This is a genomic window from Caldimonas sp. (assembly GCF_046291045.1).
Lineage (GTDB): Bacteria > Pseudomonadota > Gammaproteobacteria > Burkholderiales > Burkholderiaceae_C > Caldimonas.
In genome coordinates, this window is the sequence record NZ_JBKBSL010000003.1 from 1 (window position 1) to 14,110 (window position 14,110).

Here is a 14,110-nt window from a genome sequence, read left to right on the forward strand (position 1 = left end):
GCGAATCCGAACTGATCCACCGGGACAACCTGGTGCTCGTGTAACGAGCACCAGGTTGCGGCGCAGGCTCATATCGCGCAGCGATGTGAAGGCGCGCAGCGCCGGGCCGGCGCCACAACGACTGTTTGGCGTGCTCGTGTCACGAGCACATCGCGCACCTTCACCCTTCGTCAGGCTGCGGATGCTCGGCCGCCGGTGCCGCAGAAGGCGTGCGCGGCTCCTCGCGGGCAGGCGGCCGCAGCCCGGAGCGCAGGTAGCGGTTGTGGTGGTGAGGCAGGCGGGGCAGGTAGCGTGCCAGCTCGGTCAGTGCCATCTGGTAGACGCCGCGTTTGAACTCGATCACCGCGTCCAGCGGCACCCAGTAGTCGTTCCAGCGCCAGGCGTCGAACTCCGGGTGGTCGGTGGCGCGCAGGTTCATGTCACTGTCGCGGCCCACGAGCTGCAGCAGGAACCAGATCTGCTTCTGGCCTTTGTAGTGACCACGCGCATCGCGGCGGATGTAGTGCTCGGGCACCTCGTAGCGCAGCCAGTCGCGGGTGCGCGCGACGATGCGCACATGTTCGGGACGCAGCCCCACTTCCTCGTGGAGCTCTCGGTACATCGCCTGCTCGGGGTTCTCGCCGTGTTTGATGCCGCCCTGGGGAAACTGCCACGAATGGGTACGGATGCGTTTGCCCCAGAAGACCTGGTTCTTGTGGTTGAGCAGGATGATGCCGACGTTGGGCCGGAAGCCGTCACGGTCGAGCATAATCGGACCTCGGATTTTTCAGTTGAATTCATTATTGCACCGGCTTGCGTGGCTGCCTACCGGGCTGCACCCAAGGCGCGCCGGTGTGACGTCGTTCACGGCCTGGTCCGCCCCTAGCCTCCATCCCCATTCATGAAAGCCTCCCAGTTCTTCATCTCCACCCTGAAGGAAGCGCCCGCCGACGCGGAGATCGTCAGCCACAAGCTCATGATGCGTGCCGGTCTGATCAAGCGGCTGGGCGCGGGCATCTACAGCTACATGCCGATGGGCCTGCGCACCATCCGCAAGGTGGAGGGCATCATCCGCGAGGAGATGGACCGGGCCGGGGCCATCGAACTGCTGATGCCGGTGGTGCAGCCGGCCGAGCTGTGGCAGGAGACCGGCCGCTGGGACAAGATGGGCCCCGAACTGCTGCGCGTGAAGGATCGGCACGACCGCGACTTCGTCATTCAGCCGACCTCGGAGGAGGTCATCACCGACATCGCCCGACAGGAGCTGCGCAGCTACCGTCAGCTCCCGAAGAACTTCTATCACATCCAGACCAAGTTTCGCGACGAACGCCGACCGCGCTTTGGGATCATGCGCGGACGAGAGTTCACGATGAAGGATGCCTATTCCTTCGATCGCGATCTCGCCTCGGCGCGAAAGAGTTATCAGCAGATGTATGACGCCTATGTGCGCATCTTCGAGCGCTTGGGGCTGCAGTTCCGTGCGGTGGCGGCCGACACCGGCGCGATCGGTGGCGATGCTTCGCACGAGTTCCAGGTGATCGCAGAGACCGGCGAGGACGCGATCGTCTACTGCCCGCAGTCCGACTACGCCGCCAACATCGAGCTGGCCGAGGCGGTGGCGCTGACGGCCGAGCGCGCCGCGCCGTCGCAGGCCTTGGCCAAGACGCCCACGCCGGGCAAGAGCACCTGCGCCGACGTGGCCGAGCTGCTGGGTCTGGAGCTTTCGCGCACGGTGAAGTCCTTGGTGCTGGCCACCGACGAGAAGAACGAGGCCGGCGAGGTGGTGCGCACCCAGGTGTGGTTGCTGTTGGTGCGCGGCGATCACGACCTCAACGAGGTCAAGGCCGGCAAGCTCGAGGGCCTGAAGGCGGGCTTCCGCTTTGCCACTGCGGCCGAGATCGAGGCGCACTTCGGCTGCCAGCCCGGCTACCTGGGCCCCATCGGGCTGAAGCAGCCGGTCAAGGTGGTGGCCGACCGCACGGTGGCGAACATGAGTGACTTCGTCTGCGGCGCCAACGAGGTGGGCTTCCACTACACCGGCGTGAACTGGGGCCGCGACCTGCCCGAGCCCGATCTGGTGGCCGACATCCGCAACGTGGTCGAGGGCGACCCGTCACCCGATGGCAAGGGGCTTCTCGCCATACAGCGCGGCATCGAAGTGGGCCATGTCTTCCTGCTGGGCACGAAGTACAGCGCTGCGATGAACGCGACCTACCTGGACGAGAACGGCAAGCCCCAACTGATGGTGATGGGCTGCTACGGCATCGGTGTGACGCGCATCTTGGGTGCGGCGATCGAGCAGAACCATGACGAGCGCGGCATCGTCTGGCCCGATGCCATCGCGCCGTTCACGGTGGTGCTGTGCCCCATCGGTTACGACCGTTCGGCGCAGGTCAAGGCCGCGGCCGATCGCTTGCATGACGAACTGGCCGCGCTGGGCGTGGACGTGATGCTCGACGACCGCGGTGAACGCCCCGGCGCGATGTTCGCGGACTGGGAGCTGATCGGCGTGCCGCACCGCGTGGTGCTGTCCGATCGCGGCCTCAAGGAGGGCCAGGTCGAGTACCAGGGCCGGCGCGACGCCCAGGCCACCCCGGTGGCGCAGGCCGAGGTGCTGGCTTTCCTGCGCCAGCGCCTGGGGGCATGAGGCCCGGGCGGACGGTCCATCCCTTGCGGCGCCGGCTGATGCTGGCCGGCGCGGCCGGCCTGATCGTGCCCGCCGCGCCCGCGCAGGCCGGCGGCCAGATCGAGGAACCGCTGGCCGACTCGGTGCGCTCGGCCCTGTCGGCAGCGATCGCCAACAGTGCCCCCCCCAAGCCCAGCTTCACCCGCATCGAGGAACGCTTGGCCTACCTGCGCTGGCTGGGCGAGATGAGCGACCGCCTTCGCCGGCGCAAACCGGACCTCACCACACGCCTGGAGTTCCTGGAGACGCTGTGGTACGAGACCACCCGCGCCGGCCTGGAAAAGGCGCTGGTGCTTGGCCTGATCCAGGTGGAAAGCGCGTTCCGCAAGCACGCGGTGAGCCGGGTGGGTGCGCGCGGCTACATGCAGGTCATGCCTTTTTGGAGCCGCCTGATCGGCGATGGCGATCCGGCCAAGCTCTTTCACATGCAAACCAATCTGCGCTTCGGCTGCGTGATCTTGCGCCACTACCTGGACATGGAGAAGGGCAACCTCTTCATGGCCCTGGGGCGCTATAACGGCAGCCGCGGCCGCGCCGAGTATCCGAACGCGGTTTTTGCCGCGCGCGCACATTGGGTCTACGACCCGCCGGCCGGGCCGTCGGGCAGCCCCCAGGCCACGAGCGGGTGACGGGCCGCAGGCTAGAGACCCTGCCAGGCGCGGGGCGCAGCTTCGCCGAAGCCCAGCAGGGCGAGCACGCGCTCGATGCTGTCGTTGACGAGTGCGTCGATGCTGTCGGGGCGGTGGTAGAAGGCCGGCAGCGGCGGAAAGACGATGCCGCCCATCTCGGTGACGGCCGTCATGTTGCGCAGGTGAGCCAGGTTGAAAGGGGTCTCGCGCACCATCAGCACCAGGCGCCGGCGTTCTTTGAGGGTGACGTCGGCCGCGCGACTGAGCAGGTTGTCCGACAGGCCCAGCGCCACGGCGGCCAAGGTCTTCATCGAGCACGGCGCGATCACCATGCCGGCGGTGGGGAAGCTGCCGCTGGCGATGGCCGCGCCCACGTCGCCGGGCGCATAGGCCACGTCGGCCAGGGCTTCGAGCGCGCGGCGGTCCAGGCCCAGCTCGTGATGGGCATTGAGCACCCCGGCCGACGAGACCACCAGATGGGTGCGTGCGCCCAGCGTGCGCAGCCGCTGGAGCAGGCGCACGCCGTAGATGGCGCCGGTCGCCCCGGTGAGCCCGACGACGATCTGGGGGGCGCCCACGCGAGCGGCCTTATCGGGCGGTGCCCAGCACCTGCTGGAGTTCGCCGGATTGGTACATCTCCATCATGATGTCCGAGCCGCCGATGAATTCGCCGTTGACGTAGAGCTGCGGGATGGTGGGCCAGTTGGCGTATTCCTTGACGCCTTGGCGGATGGCTTCGTCTTCCAGGACGTTGACGGTGGTCAGGTCGCTGACGCCGCAGGCCTTGAGGATCTGCACGGCGCGGCCCGAAAAGCCACACATCGGGAATTGTGCAGTGCCCTTCATGAAAAGCACCACACGGTGCGATTTGACGAGGTCGTCGATGCGTTGCTGAACGTCGTTCATGGTGGGGCGGGCGGCGGGGGCCGCATCGTGGAATGGCAGCCCACAGTGTATCGGCCCGGGTCTGTCCCCGGGGGATGAGGGGCCAAGCCCATTCCTCAGGGCGGCTCTGGGGCGGGGGCGGTGTCGAGGTGGACGCGCACGGCTTGGCAGCTGGCCGTCAGGAGATCGTTCAGTTGGGCCAGGTCGGTGGCCTGCACGGGCAGCCCCGATTTGCAGCGGGCCTCCACTCGCGCGGCCTGGTGATGCAGCCGCACCAGGCCCAAGCTGGCCGACGCGCCCTTGAGGCTGTGCGCTTCACGCTGCACCGCCAAAGGGGAGGCGTCGGGCGGGAAGCGGCCTCCTGCTTCGTAGAGTCGCAAGAATTGCTGCAGGGCTCGGCGATGGATGTCCTCGCGCTGGGCGCACAGACGCACGCCCAGCGCCACGTCCAGCAGGGCCAGGTCCTGGTCGGATGGCAGCGCGCAGCGGTCCGGGGCTTGCGGGCCGGTCGGGGCGGGGGCAGTTTTCGTCTGGGACGGTCGCAGCCGGGCCAGCGTGTGGCGCAGGGTGACGGTGTCGATGGGCTTGGTCAGGTGCTCGTTCATGCCCACGGCCAGCGAGCGTTCGCGGTCTCCGGACATGGCGTTGGCCGTCATTGCAACGATGGGCACATGGGCGGCATCGCCCGGCAAGGCGCGGATGCGACGGGTGGCTTCGTAGCCGTCCATCTCGGGCATCTGCACATCCATCAGGACGACGTCGAAGCCGTGCCGCTGCACCTCGGCGACGGCTTGGGCACCATGCTCGACGGCCGTCACCTGAGCGCCGGCTTGCTCGAGCAAGGCCATGGCGAGTTCGCGGTTGATCGGGTTGTCCTCGGCCAGCAAGACGTGCAGACCGTCCAGCCGGGGAACGCCTTGATGCGAGCCGTCGCCGGTGCTGACCGATCCGCAGGCCTCCCGTTCCAGCGGCAACTGGAACCAAAAAAGCGAGCCGCCACCCAGGGTGGAGCGCACCCCGATGCGCCCGCCCATCAGGTCGAGCAGCCGGCGCGAGATCACCAGACCCAGGCCCGTGCCCCCGAAGCGGCGCGTGGTGGACGCATCGGCCTGGGTGAAGGCCTCGAACAGCCGCGCCTGCTGTTCCTCGCTCAGACCGATGCCGGTGTCCTCGACCTCGAAGCGCACGGTGGGCCGCTCGGCCGGCAGGGGATCGGCCAGGCCGATGCGCAACTGGACCTGACCGCGTTCGGTGAACTTCACCGCGTTGGACAGCAGGTTGGTGAGCACTTGGGCCAGCCGGGTCGGATCGCCCAGGCAGCGCTCGGGCACGTCTGGCGCGATCGTGACGTTCAGCCCCAATCCTTTGGAATGCGCCTGCAGCCGCACCATGTCGAGGGCGGTGCCGACGAGGGCCGGCAGCGAGAAGGCGGTGTGGTCCACGTCGAGTTTGCCCGCTTCGATCTTGGAGAAATCCAGGATGTCGTTGAGCACGGTCAGCAGCTTGCGCGCGGCGGCATTGGCCTTGGCGACCAGGTCGTGCTCGCGCTCGGGCAAGGTCGCGCCCAGGGCCAGCTCGGTCATGCCGATGATGGCGTTCATCGGGGTGCGGATCTCGTGGCTGACGTTGGCCAGGAACTCGCTCTTGAGGCGGTTGGCCTCTTCGGCTGCCGCGCGCGCGTGCTGGATGGCCTCGGTGGCCTGGCGTTCGGTGGTGATGTCGAAGGTCAGCCCCACCGTGCCGGTGGGGCGACCGGCCTCGTCGCGTGTGCTGCGGGCCACCACGCGCACATGGCGCACCTCGCCGCCGGGACGCACGATGCGGAACTCCGAGGTGCTGCCATCGAGGTGGTCGTGGACGTGGGCCACCTCGTGGGCCAGCCGCTCGCGGTCGTCCGGATGCACGCGCTCCAGCCAGGCCGCCCGCGACACCGTGACGTCGAGCGGGTCGAGGCCGTAGATCTGGTACTGCTGTTCGTTCCATTCGACCGATCCGTCGGACAGGCGGTGGCTCCACACGCCGATGCCGGCGGCGGTGATGGCCAGCTGCAGCCGCTCGGCGAGCGCTTCGGCGCGTGAGGTCGTCTCCACCTGCGCCGTGATGTCCATGTCCAGGCCGATGGTGCGCACCAGGCGGCCGGCGGCGTCGCGTTCGTTGCGCGCCACCGAGCGGATGTGCCGCTGACCCCGCTGGGGGTGTTCGATGGTGTAGGTGATGTCGAATTCCTGGCAGGCGGGATCTTTCAGGTGGGCGTAGATCCTTTCGCGGGTGCGGGCGGCCAGCGAGGGGGACAGTAGGGACTCCCAGGCTTGTCGGTGGGCATTGACGTCGATGCCATAGAGGTCTTGGCCGCGTTCGTCCCATTGCAGCTTGCGGGTGCGGGCATCGTAGACCCAGACCGAGGCCTGCACGGCCGACAAGGCGATGCGCAGGCGCTGCAGGACCGATTGCAGCTGGGCCTGGGCCTGGGCGTCGGCCGTGATGTCCTGGTCCAGGCCGAAGATGCGAACGGCGCGGCCATCGGGTCCGCGCTCGACTTCTCCCACCGAGTGCACCCAACGCACCGTTTGGTCGGGGCGCACGATGCGGTAGCGGCATTCGTAGACGGACTCGCCCGCCAGCGCCTGAGTGAACGTAGCGCGCACCCGCTCCAGATCTTCGATGTGCACGGCACACAGCCAGTCGTCCAGGCGAGGGCGTTCGAGATCGGGGGCGGCGCCATACAGCTCGCGCTCGCGCGCATCGATGACGAATTCGCCGCGCGCGAGGTCGTACTCCCACACGCCGAAGCGGCCGACGCGCACGGCCATGGCCAACTTTTGGTGGATGTCGCGTAGCTGGACGATCTGCTCGTGGACCAGCCGGTCGCGTTCGCGGTGCCAATAAGCGCGTATCAGATGAGAGCGCAAAACGAGCGCCAGCAGGCTCGTCAGTACGATCATCAATAGAAAGACCCAGGCCTGCTTGTATGGGGGCAGCACTTGCGCAGAGCCGTACAGGCCTGAGACCTGCAAATACGCCAGCCCATAGATGGCTCCAGCGGTCACCAGCGCCGCCCCCAGACCGGGCCAGGGTCCGAACAGGAAGCTGATGTACATCACGGGCAGCGCCAACAACAGCAGTTGCGTGGCTTGTACGGTGCCCAAGTCGATCACCCAGGCCAGACCCCCCAGCAGCGTCAGGGCTACGGCGGCGACCACCGCGCGGCGGCTGCGACGCCGAATCACCCCCATCCGCAAAAGCCAGATCGCGCCGCACAACAAATAGGCGCTGAGGAGGCTGCGCCGATCGGCCCCCGGGATGACCCACCACGTCAAAGTCGCCAGCACCATCCCGCCCAGGCTCAGGAGCAGCAGGATGCGCGAGGTGAGTTCGCACAGGTCTTCGTCGGGCAAGGCCGGGGCCGGCTCTCCAAACCAGGCCAGCCAGGCTCGCCAGCGGGCCCGCGCCTGCTCGGGCAGCGAGTCTGGAGCTGGGAGCGGCCGGTTCATGCGTGCGTGGTGAGGTGGACGGAAAGCAGGCTCCGTCACAGTAGCACGTCCGCCGACGGACGCGCCTCCGGGAAGGCCCCTGCCCTCGCGGCGCATGGCACACCCGGGGACGACGGGGCCCGGGGGGTGCCCGTCATGCGAACGTCATCGGGGGGTCACGCCGGCGTCATGCCCCGTCCCTAGGCTTCATCGCCATGTCACGCCGGAGAACGTCATGAGGGATCTGCCGCTGCCCACCCTGCCCATCGCCGAGATCCGTGCGCCGCGGAGGTCTCTTCACCGCCTCGGCGCGGCGCTTCCCGCGGCTGAGGACACTGTCCGCGCGCGGCTGGAGGTGGTTTGGGCACGCCATGAGGACGAGGTTCGCGAGGCTCAGCGGCTGAGGTACCAGGTGTTCGCCGAGGAGATGGGGGCGCGCCTGAGCGTGCCCAAGGGCTCCCCACCGGGCCATGACATCGATGTCTTCGATGCCTACTGTGAGCACCTGCTCGTGCGTGCTCCCGGCCGCGATGGCGAGCCTGGCCCGGTCGTCGGCACTTACCGGGTGCTCACTCCGGAGGCCGCGCGTCGCGTGGGCGGGCTCTACAGCGAGACGGAATTCGACCTCACGCGGCTGCGCCCCTTGCGCGCCCGGATGGTCGAGCTCGGCCGGTCCTGCGTCCATCCCGATCATCGCAGCGGGGGAGTGATCCTGGCCCTGTGGGGGGCACTGGCCGAGTTCATGGTGCGCAACGGCCTGGACACCATGGTGGGGTGTGCCAGCGTGAGCATGCGCGACGGCGGCCACTACGCGGCGAGCTTGTGGGAGCAGCTGCGCCAAACGCACTTGGCCCCCATCGAGCTGCAGGTGAGGCCCCGCCTGGCGTTGCCGGTGGACGAGCTTCAACGCGACTTGCCGGTGGAGGCCCCGGCGCTGATCAAGGGCTACTTGCGTTGTGGTGCCAAGATCCTGGGCGCTCCTGCCTGGGATCCCGATTTCAACACCGCGGATTTGCCGATGCTCATGCGCATCGACGAGCTGCCGCCGAAGTATCGCCGGCATTTCTTGGGGCGTTGAAGCCTACTCGCCTTCGCCGAACTTATCCTCGATGAGCGCGCGCAGCGCCTCCATCGCGGCTTGTTCGTCCTCGCCGGAGGTCTCGATCTCGACCTCGCTGCCCAGTCCCGCGGCCAGCATCATCACACCCATGATGCTCTTGGCATTGACCCGCCGGCCGTTGCGGCTGAGGTGAACATCGCTCTTGAAACTGCCGGCCAACTTGGTGAGCTTGGCCGAGGCCCGCGCATGCAGGCCAAGCTTATTGCTGATGGTGATTCGTGTCGTGAGCATGGACGGGTGATTGAACCTGGTTCTGCGGGGCGGTGTGGCCCACCTGCATGATGCCCTGGTTGGCGCCGGCCACCGCGCGCGCGACCAGTACATCGAGCGGTTCGTGCTGATAGCACAGACTGCGCCACAGCATGGGCACGTTGACGCCGGCCACCACCTTGACCTGGACCCCGTCGGCCAGGCGCTGGGCGACATTGCAGGGCGTGGCCCCGAACACGTCGGTCAGGATCAGCGCCTCGGGCCGGCGCACGCGCGCCAGCAGGGAGCGCGCACGCGTCTCGACCTCGTCGATGCCCATCTGGGCCGGCACGTCCAGGGCCTCGAGCGTGGCCGCACACTCGGGAAAGGTGTGCCGGGCGCAGGCTTGCAGGGCGCTGGCCAGCGGGGCGTGGGCGATGATGAAAATGCCGGGCATGGGGGACGACGGGGATTCGCGATTATCGGCCGTTCGTGCCGGGGCGGTGTGTCATTCGGCGGACACCCGGGTCGGGGGGAGGGCGAGGCGGCTGGCGCGCCAGTGCTGGAGGTAGGCTGCCACGGCCAGCAGGCCGTACAGCCCCAGGGCCAGCCGGTAGGCGCCGATCACGTCCAGGCCCAGGGCGTGGCCCAGGTCCACCGCCAGACCAATGCTCCATTGCATCGCGAACACGCCGGCGAAGATCACCAGGTTGAAAGCCGACAGGGCCCGGCCGGCCAGATGCGTCGGGAAGGCCTGGCCCACCAGGGGCTGCGCCAGCGCCATGAAGGTGCAGCTCACACAGAACAGCGCCCAGTGTCCCGCGGTGGCCTGGGGGCCCAACACCAGGTTCAGGGTCAGCACACCCAGGCTGAAAGGGGTGCCCGCCGTGATCAGCCGGGCGGCGGGCCAGCCCCGGGCTTGCAGGCGCGGCAGCACCAGCCCCCAGGCAAGGAAGGTCACCAGCATCGCGGCATTGACGACGAACAGGCCGGCGGCCGATTCGGCGGGGGACCAGCCGGCCACCTGGACCAGCCAGGGCCCGATCCACAGCGTCTGCAGTGCGATCATGCCGCCGTAGTTGACGAAGCCCAGTCCCGCATAGCGACGCAAACTCGGATGGCGCCAGATCGCTGCATAGCCCTCGCCGGCCTGCGCACCGCCGGCCGGCGCCGGTGCGCAGGCCGGCCGGTCGCGCGGCACCCACCACCACAGGCTGGCGATGCTCAGCGTCAAGCATGCTCCCAGCAGCCAGAACAGCCCGCGCCAGCCGGTCAGGGGCAGCAGCCACTGCACCGGCAATGTGGAGGCGAGCATGCCCAGCGAGCCGGTCATCAGCATCCAAGAGTTCGCTCGCAATTGCTGGGTGGGGGAGAACCAGCGCCGAAAGCCGGTCAGCGGTGCCATCAGGCAGGCGCTCACCCCGGCGCCGATCAGCATGCGCGCCACCGTCAGCCCGGCAAAGCCCTGCGCCAGCGCGAAGGCGGCGCAGCCCAGCACCGCCACGGCCAGGAAGGCCGCCAGCACCCGGCGGGGGCCGAAGCGATCCAACCAGTGGCCCAGAGGCAACTGCATGGCCGCAAATCCGAGGAAATAAGCACCCGCCAACAGGCCCAGGTCGCCCGGGCCCAGACCCAGATCGGCGGTCAGCGTCGGGGCCAGGGTGGCGGTGACCGCGCGGATCAGCGCCGAAAGGAAGTAGGCCCAGGCGAAGACCAGGAAGAGAACCAGGGCCTGACGCCCCCCCAGGGGAGTGCCGTGGGAGCCGGGGGGGCTCATCGCAGACGCAGCCCGTCGAAGAAGGTCTGCACGGCCTCGTCCGGCGGGTTCGGGCCCAGCACATTGACCTGGTGGACGCGCGTGGCGTGGGCGAAGTAGCCGGCCACCTGCACGATGGGCTGGCCGTCGGGCAGGGTGCCGGCCACGCGCACGCGCAGCGCTTGCGGGTTCGGGGTCATGCCCGGCACCTGCAGGATCTGTGCGGCCGGCGAGGTCGCCCCGAGGTTGGCGGCCGTGGCTTCACGCAGCGAGCGCAGCGCCGGCGTCACCAGGGCTGGGTCGCCCATGTCGGCCAGGCTCAGGGCGTAGGTGTGCCCGCCGGCCGTGCAGGCATACAGGCTCATGCGCACCTGCGCGCCGGCCAGCTCGACGGTGCGGGCATGGGTCTTGGGCTTGCAGGGGAACAGGGCGACCAGTGGGCTGCCCTCGGGGCGCACCTCGCGCCAGTCCAGCGTCGGGGCGCAGGCCGACAGGCCCAGCGCAAGCGCCAGGCCGGGAAGGATTCGAGACGACATCGTCCCGATTATCCGCCGGTCCCGACCGCTGGTGCCGGAACCCTCGATCGGGGGATCGACGCAATTTGTCACATTTCGGAATACTGCGGCCACCCTTTTCGATCCCATGCCGCTGGAGCGCCCATGGATTTGTCCGAGCTCTCCGGCCCGACGCCCGCCGGGCGCCAGCGGCCGGCTTCCTCTGTGATGCCCGAACCGGCCACCGAGCGCTGGCATCGTCTTCTCACCCAGATCGGTGAGGAGATCGCCGCACCGCTGAGCCGCGCGCTGGAGCGTGTGCACAGCCTGATCGCCACCGGCCAGATCGACCGGCGCAGCCTGCGCAGCCTGCGCGACGAACTCGAACGGGCGCGCCGCGTGGGCATGTGCAGCCAGCAGATCGTGCGTTTTGCTTCCGGCCGCGTGCGCCAAAGCGCCGAAAGGCTGCACCTGACGCAAACGCTGCAGAGCGTGCTGGCGCACCGCAGCCGCGAGACCCAGTCCCACGGGTTGGAGATCCGCCAAGTGCTCAAGCCGGTGGAGGTGATCGTCGATCCGGCACTGCTGTTTTCCTTGCTCAACACGCTGCTGGACTGGTGGGCCCTGACGCATGCCCAGGGCTCGATCGAGCTGCGCCTGGACACCAAGCCCTGGCCGGTGCAGGCCCGGTTGCTGTGCCGTTTCCACCACACCCCACCCGACGAGGCCGGCTCGAACGGCTTTGCGGCCACGCTGGCCCCGCAAGATGGCCCCGGGCTGGACGACGTGAGCTGGTGCCTGGTGCAGCAGGCCGCCGCCACGATGGGCCTGGAGCTGGACCGCGACGACGGCGAGGTCGCCACGGCCGTGACGCTGCTCTTCCCGCGCACCGTCGCCGACGAGCTGCCCGGCCTGAGCGTCGTCGAGGAGGACACCGGGTTTGCGGCGTCCTCGGCCAACTCCCGCCCGCTGGCCGGCAGCCATGTCTTGGTGGTGGCCTCGCGGCGCGAGGTCCGGGTCCAGGTGCGCGAGGCGATCCGGCACATGGGCCTGGTGGTCGACTTCGTCTCCAGCGTCGACGAAGCGGCCGCCTTCTGCCGTGAAGGGCTGCCGCACGCCATCATCATCGAGTCCATCTTGCGCGGTGAGCGCTTCAACCAATTGCGCGAGGATCTCACCCGCGAGGCGCCCGACCTCGTCTTCATCGAGATCGTCGAGGAGGGCGACATGTTCGAGGTCTCCGGCTTCGGTCACGCCTCGATCGCTCGGGTGGGGCGCGGCGCCATCCTCGCGTCGCTGCCTTCGGCCCTGGTGTTCGAGTTGGCCAAGACGATGTGATCCGCTGCCGGCGCCCTGGCGAACTTTTCCTGCGCTGCGGGACTCCATCGGCGCGGCTGGGACGCCACCCCGCCGCGGCATGGGCCGGCCCCCGGCCCGTACACTTGTGTCTTGCGCATGGAGCCCCCCCGATGAAGAAACCCGCCGTCTTGGCCGCCGCCGTGGTGGCCCTGGCCGTTGCCGTCACCGGCTGGATGGCCCTGTCCCGCGACGAGGCCCCCGCAGTGGGCTACGTGCTGCTCGATGGCCGCAAGGAACACCTTGCCGACCTGCGCGGCAAGGTGGTCCTGGTGAATTTCTGGGCCACCAGCTGCGTGACCTGCGTGAAGGAAATGCCCGGCCTCGTGGACACCTACCGCAAGTACCATGAGCGCGGGCTCGATCTGGTGGCCGTGGCGATGAGCTACGACCCGCCGGCTTATGTGTCCAACTTTGCCCAGAGCCGCCAACTGCCCTTCAAGGTGGCCATCGACAATACCGGCGAGGTGGCGCGCCAGTTCGGCGACGTCAAGCTCACGCCCACCACTTATGTCGTCAACAAGCGCGGCCAGATCGTCAAACGCTACGTGGGCGAACCGGACTTCGCGCAGCTCCACCAGCTCATCGAGCGCTTGCTGGCCGAGGCCTGATCAAGCCCGGGCGCGCACGCCCACCACCGCTGCACCGACGATGAGCGCGGCGGCCGCCACGATCCAGCCGGACAAGCTGCGCCCTGTGGCCAGCACCAGCAGCACCGTGCTGGCCAGCGGCGTGAGATAACTCAGGATGCCGATGCGCCGCGCATCGCCGGTCTTGAGCGCCTTGTCCCACAGAAAGAAGGCCGCGCCCAGCGGGCCCAGCCCCGTCAGCACGAGCAATCCCCAGTCCTGGGCCGACAGCGCCACGCGCGGCTCCAGCACCCAGTGGCAGCCCAGCGACAGCCCCCCCGACACCAGGCCGAACAGCCCGATGGCCGCCGTGGGGAAGTGGGCCACGCGGCGCGTCCCCAGCGAATAGCTCGCCCAGATGAAGGCCGAACCCAGCGCGGCGACATAGCCCCAGGACCAGCTGCCCGCCAGCTCGCGGCCCCCGGCAATGGCCAGTCCGGCCCCCGCAAACCCGGCCAGCGCCGCCCCTACGTGCACGGCGCGCAGCTCCATGCCCGGTAGGAACAGCGGCGCCATCACCACGATCAGCAGCGGCCAGAGGTAGTTCACCAGGTTGGCTTCCACCGCCGGCGCATGGCGCAGCGCGATGAAGAGCAGGAAGTGGAAGCCGAAGAGCCCGTACACGCCCAGCGCCAGCGTGCGCAGCGGAATGCGCCACTGCCGCCACAGCGGCCAGGCCGGCACGCTGCCGATCACCAGCGCCGCACCAGTGAGCAGGAAGGGCGGGACGTGGGCCAGCGCTACGCCCAGCGTGGCCAGCAGAGCCCACAGCGCAATCGCGCCCAGGGCGTAAAGGTGGGAGGAGGGGGTGCCGCGGCTGGCGGCCAGGGTCGCGGGGTTCATGGCCGGGGAGCATATCGGCCGGCGGACGGCGTGATCGTCGCGCCACGCGGGTCGATCGTCGCGCGACCACGGTC

The 14,110-nt window shown here is 68.8% G+C and carries 14 protein-coding genes; 5 read left to right on the forward strand and 9 right to left on the reverse strand.

The genetic code is table 11. The features are described 5' to 3' along the window. Positions 1–160: 160 nt before the first annotated feature. Positions 161–748, reverse strand: a complete 588-nt coding sequence (locus ACK4ZD_RS01590) for an RNA pyrophosphohydrolase (protein ID WP_409657813.1) — start codon at positions 746–748, stop codon at positions 161–163. A 132-nt stretch (positions 749–880) separates the two neighbouring features. Between ACK4ZD_RS01590 and ACK4ZD_RS01595 the strand changes: the two genes are divergently transcribed. Together ACK4ZD_RS01595 and ACK4ZD_RS01600 are read left to right on the forward strand one after the other, a co-directional pair. After that, positions 881–2,626 carry a proline--tRNA ligase gene (locus ACK4ZD_RS01595; protein ID WP_409657816.1) on the forward strand — a complete coding sequence of 582 codons (1,746 nt, stop codon included), beginning with the start codon at positions 881–883 and terminating at the stop codon, positions 2,624–2,626. After that, positions 2,623–3,294 (forward strand): lytic transglycosylase domain-containing protein, encoded by a 672-nt coding sequence (locus ACK4ZD_RS01600; RefSeq protein ID WP_409657819.1) that lies wholly within the window; start codon positions 2,623–2,625, stop codon positions 3,292–3,294. The genes ACK4ZD_RS01595 and ACK4ZD_RS01600 overlap by 4 nt, the downstream gene beginning before the upstream one ends. An 11-nt stretch (positions 3,295–3,305) precedes the next feature. Here ACK4ZD_RS01600 and ACK4ZD_RS01605 read toward each other — a convergent pair whose 3' ends face one another. The 3 genes from ACK4ZD_RS01605 to ACK4ZD_RS01615 all read right to left on the reverse strand — a co-directional run bounded on the left by ACK4ZD_RS01605 (position 3,306) and on the right by ACK4ZD_RS01615 (position 7,670). Continuing rightward, entirely contained in the window at positions 3,306–3,872 is a 567-nt protein-coding gene (locus ACK4ZD_RS01605; RefSeq protein WP_409657822.1) for a UbiX family flavin prenyltransferase, read from the reverse strand. 10 nt (positions 3,873–3,882) lie between these two features. Further along, positions 3,883–4,200 (reverse strand): Grx4 family monothiol glutaredoxin, encoded by a 318-nt coding sequence (grxD, locus tag ACK4ZD_RS01610; protein WP_409657825.1) that lies wholly within the window; start codon positions 4,198–4,200, stop codon positions 3,883–3,885. A gap of 95 nt (positions 4,201–4,295) precedes the next feature. Then, entirely contained in the window at positions 4,296–7,670 is a 3,375-nt protein-coding gene (locus ACK4ZD_RS01615) for a PAS domain-containing protein (protein ID WP_409657828.1), read from the reverse strand. 214 nt (positions 7,671–7,884) lie between these two features. Between ACK4ZD_RS01615 and ACK4ZD_RS01620 the strand changes: the two genes are divergently transcribed. Then, entirely contained in the window at positions 7,885–8,727 is an 843-nt protein-coding gene (locus ACK4ZD_RS01620) for a GNAT family N-acetyltransferase (protein WP_409657831.1), read from the forward strand. Between the two features lie 3 nt (positions 8,728–8,730). Here the strand turns inward: ACK4ZD_RS01620 and ACK4ZD_RS01625 are convergent, their stop codons facing one another. The 4 genes from ACK4ZD_RS01625 to ACK4ZD_RS01640 are packed head-to-tail and all read right to left on the reverse strand — an operon-like array spanning position 8,731 to position 11,250. Then, a complete protein-coding gene (locus tag ACK4ZD_RS01625) occupies positions 8,731–9,000 on the reverse strand; it encodes an HPr family phosphocarrier protein (protein WP_409657834.1) in 270 nt (89 codons plus the stop codon). Continuing rightward, complete coding sequence (locus tag ACK4ZD_RS01630) at positions 8,969–9,415, reverse strand: PTS sugar transporter subunit IIA (RefSeq protein WP_409657837.1); 447 nt, start codon at positions 9,413–9,415, stop codon at positions 8,969–8,971. The genes ACK4ZD_RS01625 and ACK4ZD_RS01630 overlap by 32 nt, the downstream gene beginning before the upstream one ends. A gap of 51 nt (positions 9,416–9,466) precedes the next feature. Beyond that, on the reverse strand, positions 9,467–10,735 hold the full coding sequence (locus tag ACK4ZD_RS01635; protein WP_409657839.1) for an MFS transporter: 1,269 nt from the start codon (positions 10,733–10,735) through the stop codon (positions 9,467–9,469). Then, on the reverse strand, positions 10,732–11,250 hold the full coding sequence (locus ACK4ZD_RS01640) for a hypothetical protein (RefSeq protein WP_409657842.1): 519 nt from the start codon (positions 11,248–11,250) through the stop codon (positions 10,732–10,734). Before ACK4ZD_RS01640 ends, ACK4ZD_RS01635 begins: the two co-directional genes overlap by 4 nt. Positions 11,251–11,373: 123 nt before the next feature. Between ACK4ZD_RS01640 and ACK4ZD_RS01645 the strand changes: the two genes are divergently transcribed. Beyond that, positions 11,374–12,546, forward strand: a complete 1,173-nt coding sequence (locus ACK4ZD_RS01645; protein ID WP_409657845.1) for a hypothetical protein — start codon at positions 11,374–11,376, stop codon at positions 12,544–12,546. A 131-nt stretch (positions 12,547–12,677) separates the two neighbouring features. Beyond that, a complete protein-coding gene (locus ACK4ZD_RS01650; protein ID WP_409657848.1) occupies positions 12,678–13,175 on the forward strand; it encodes a TlpA family protein disulfide reductase in 498 nt (165 codons plus the stop codon). Here ACK4ZD_RS01650 and ACK4ZD_RS01655 read toward each other — a convergent pair whose 3' ends face one another. Then, positions 13,176–14,036 (reverse strand): DMT family transporter, encoded by an 861-nt coding sequence (locus ACK4ZD_RS01655; protein ID WP_409657851.1) that lies wholly within the window; start codon positions 14,034–14,036, stop codon positions 13,176–13,178. Positions 14,037–14,110 lie beyond the last annotated feature (74 nt).

What these genes read in the sequence shown, in the direction of transcription:
- ACK4ZD_RS01590 (WP_409657813.1), bottom strand. Translation starts at nt 748, where the DNA reads ATGCTCGACCGTGACGGCTTCCGGCCCAACGTCGGCATCATCCTGCTC.
- ACK4ZD_RS01595 (WP_409657816.1), top strand. Translation starts at nt 881, where the DNA reads ATGAAAGCCTCCCAGTTCTTCATCTCCACCCTGAAGGAAGCGCCCGCC.
- ACK4ZD_RS01600 (WP_409657819.1), top strand. Translation starts at nt 2,623, where the DNA reads ATGAGGCCCGGGCGGACGGTCCATCCCTTGCGGCGCCGGCTGATGCTG.
- grxD (WP_409657825.1), bottom strand. Translation starts at nt 4,200, where the DNA reads ATGAACGACGTTCAGCAACGCATCGACGACCTCGTCAAATCGCACCGT.
- ACK4ZD_RS01615 (WP_409657828.1), bottom strand. Translation starts at nt 7,670, where the DNA reads ATGAACCGGCCGCTCCCAGCTCCAGACTCGCTGCCCGAGCAGGCGCGG.
- ACK4ZD_RS01620 (WP_409657831.1), top strand. Translation starts at nt 7,885, where the DNA reads ATGAGGGATCTGCCGCTGCCCACCCTGCCCATCGCCGAGATCCGTGCG.
- ACK4ZD_RS01625 (WP_409657834.1), bottom strand. Translation starts at nt 9,000, where the DNA reads ATGCTCACGACACGAATCACCATCAGCAATAAGCTTGGCCTGCATGCG.
- ACK4ZD_RS01630 (WP_409657837.1), bottom strand. Translation starts at nt 9,415, where the DNA reads ATGCCCGGCATTTTCATCATCGCCCACGCCCCGCTGGCCAGCGCCCTG.
- ACK4ZD_RS01635 (WP_409657839.1), bottom strand. Translation starts at nt 10,735, where the DNA reads ATGAGCCCCCCCGGCTCCCACGGCACTCCCCTGGGGGGGCGTCAGGCC.
- ACK4ZD_RS01640 (WP_409657842.1), bottom strand. Translation starts at nt 11,250, where the DNA reads ATGTCGTCTCGAATCCTTCCCGGCCTGGCGCTTGCGCTGGGCCTGTCG.
- ACK4ZD_RS01645 (WP_409657845.1), top strand. Translation starts at nt 11,374, where the DNA reads ATGGATTTGTCCGAGCTCTCCGGCCCGACGCCCGCCGGGCGCCAGCGG.
- ACK4ZD_RS01650 (WP_409657848.1), top strand. Translation starts at nt 12,678, where the DNA reads ATGAAGAAACCCGCCGTCTTGGCCGCCGCCGTGGTGGCCCTGGCCGTT.
- ACK4ZD_RS01655 (WP_409657851.1), bottom strand. Translation starts at nt 14,036, where the DNA reads ATGAACCCCGCGACCCTGGCCGCCAGCCGCGGCACCCCCTCCTCCCAC.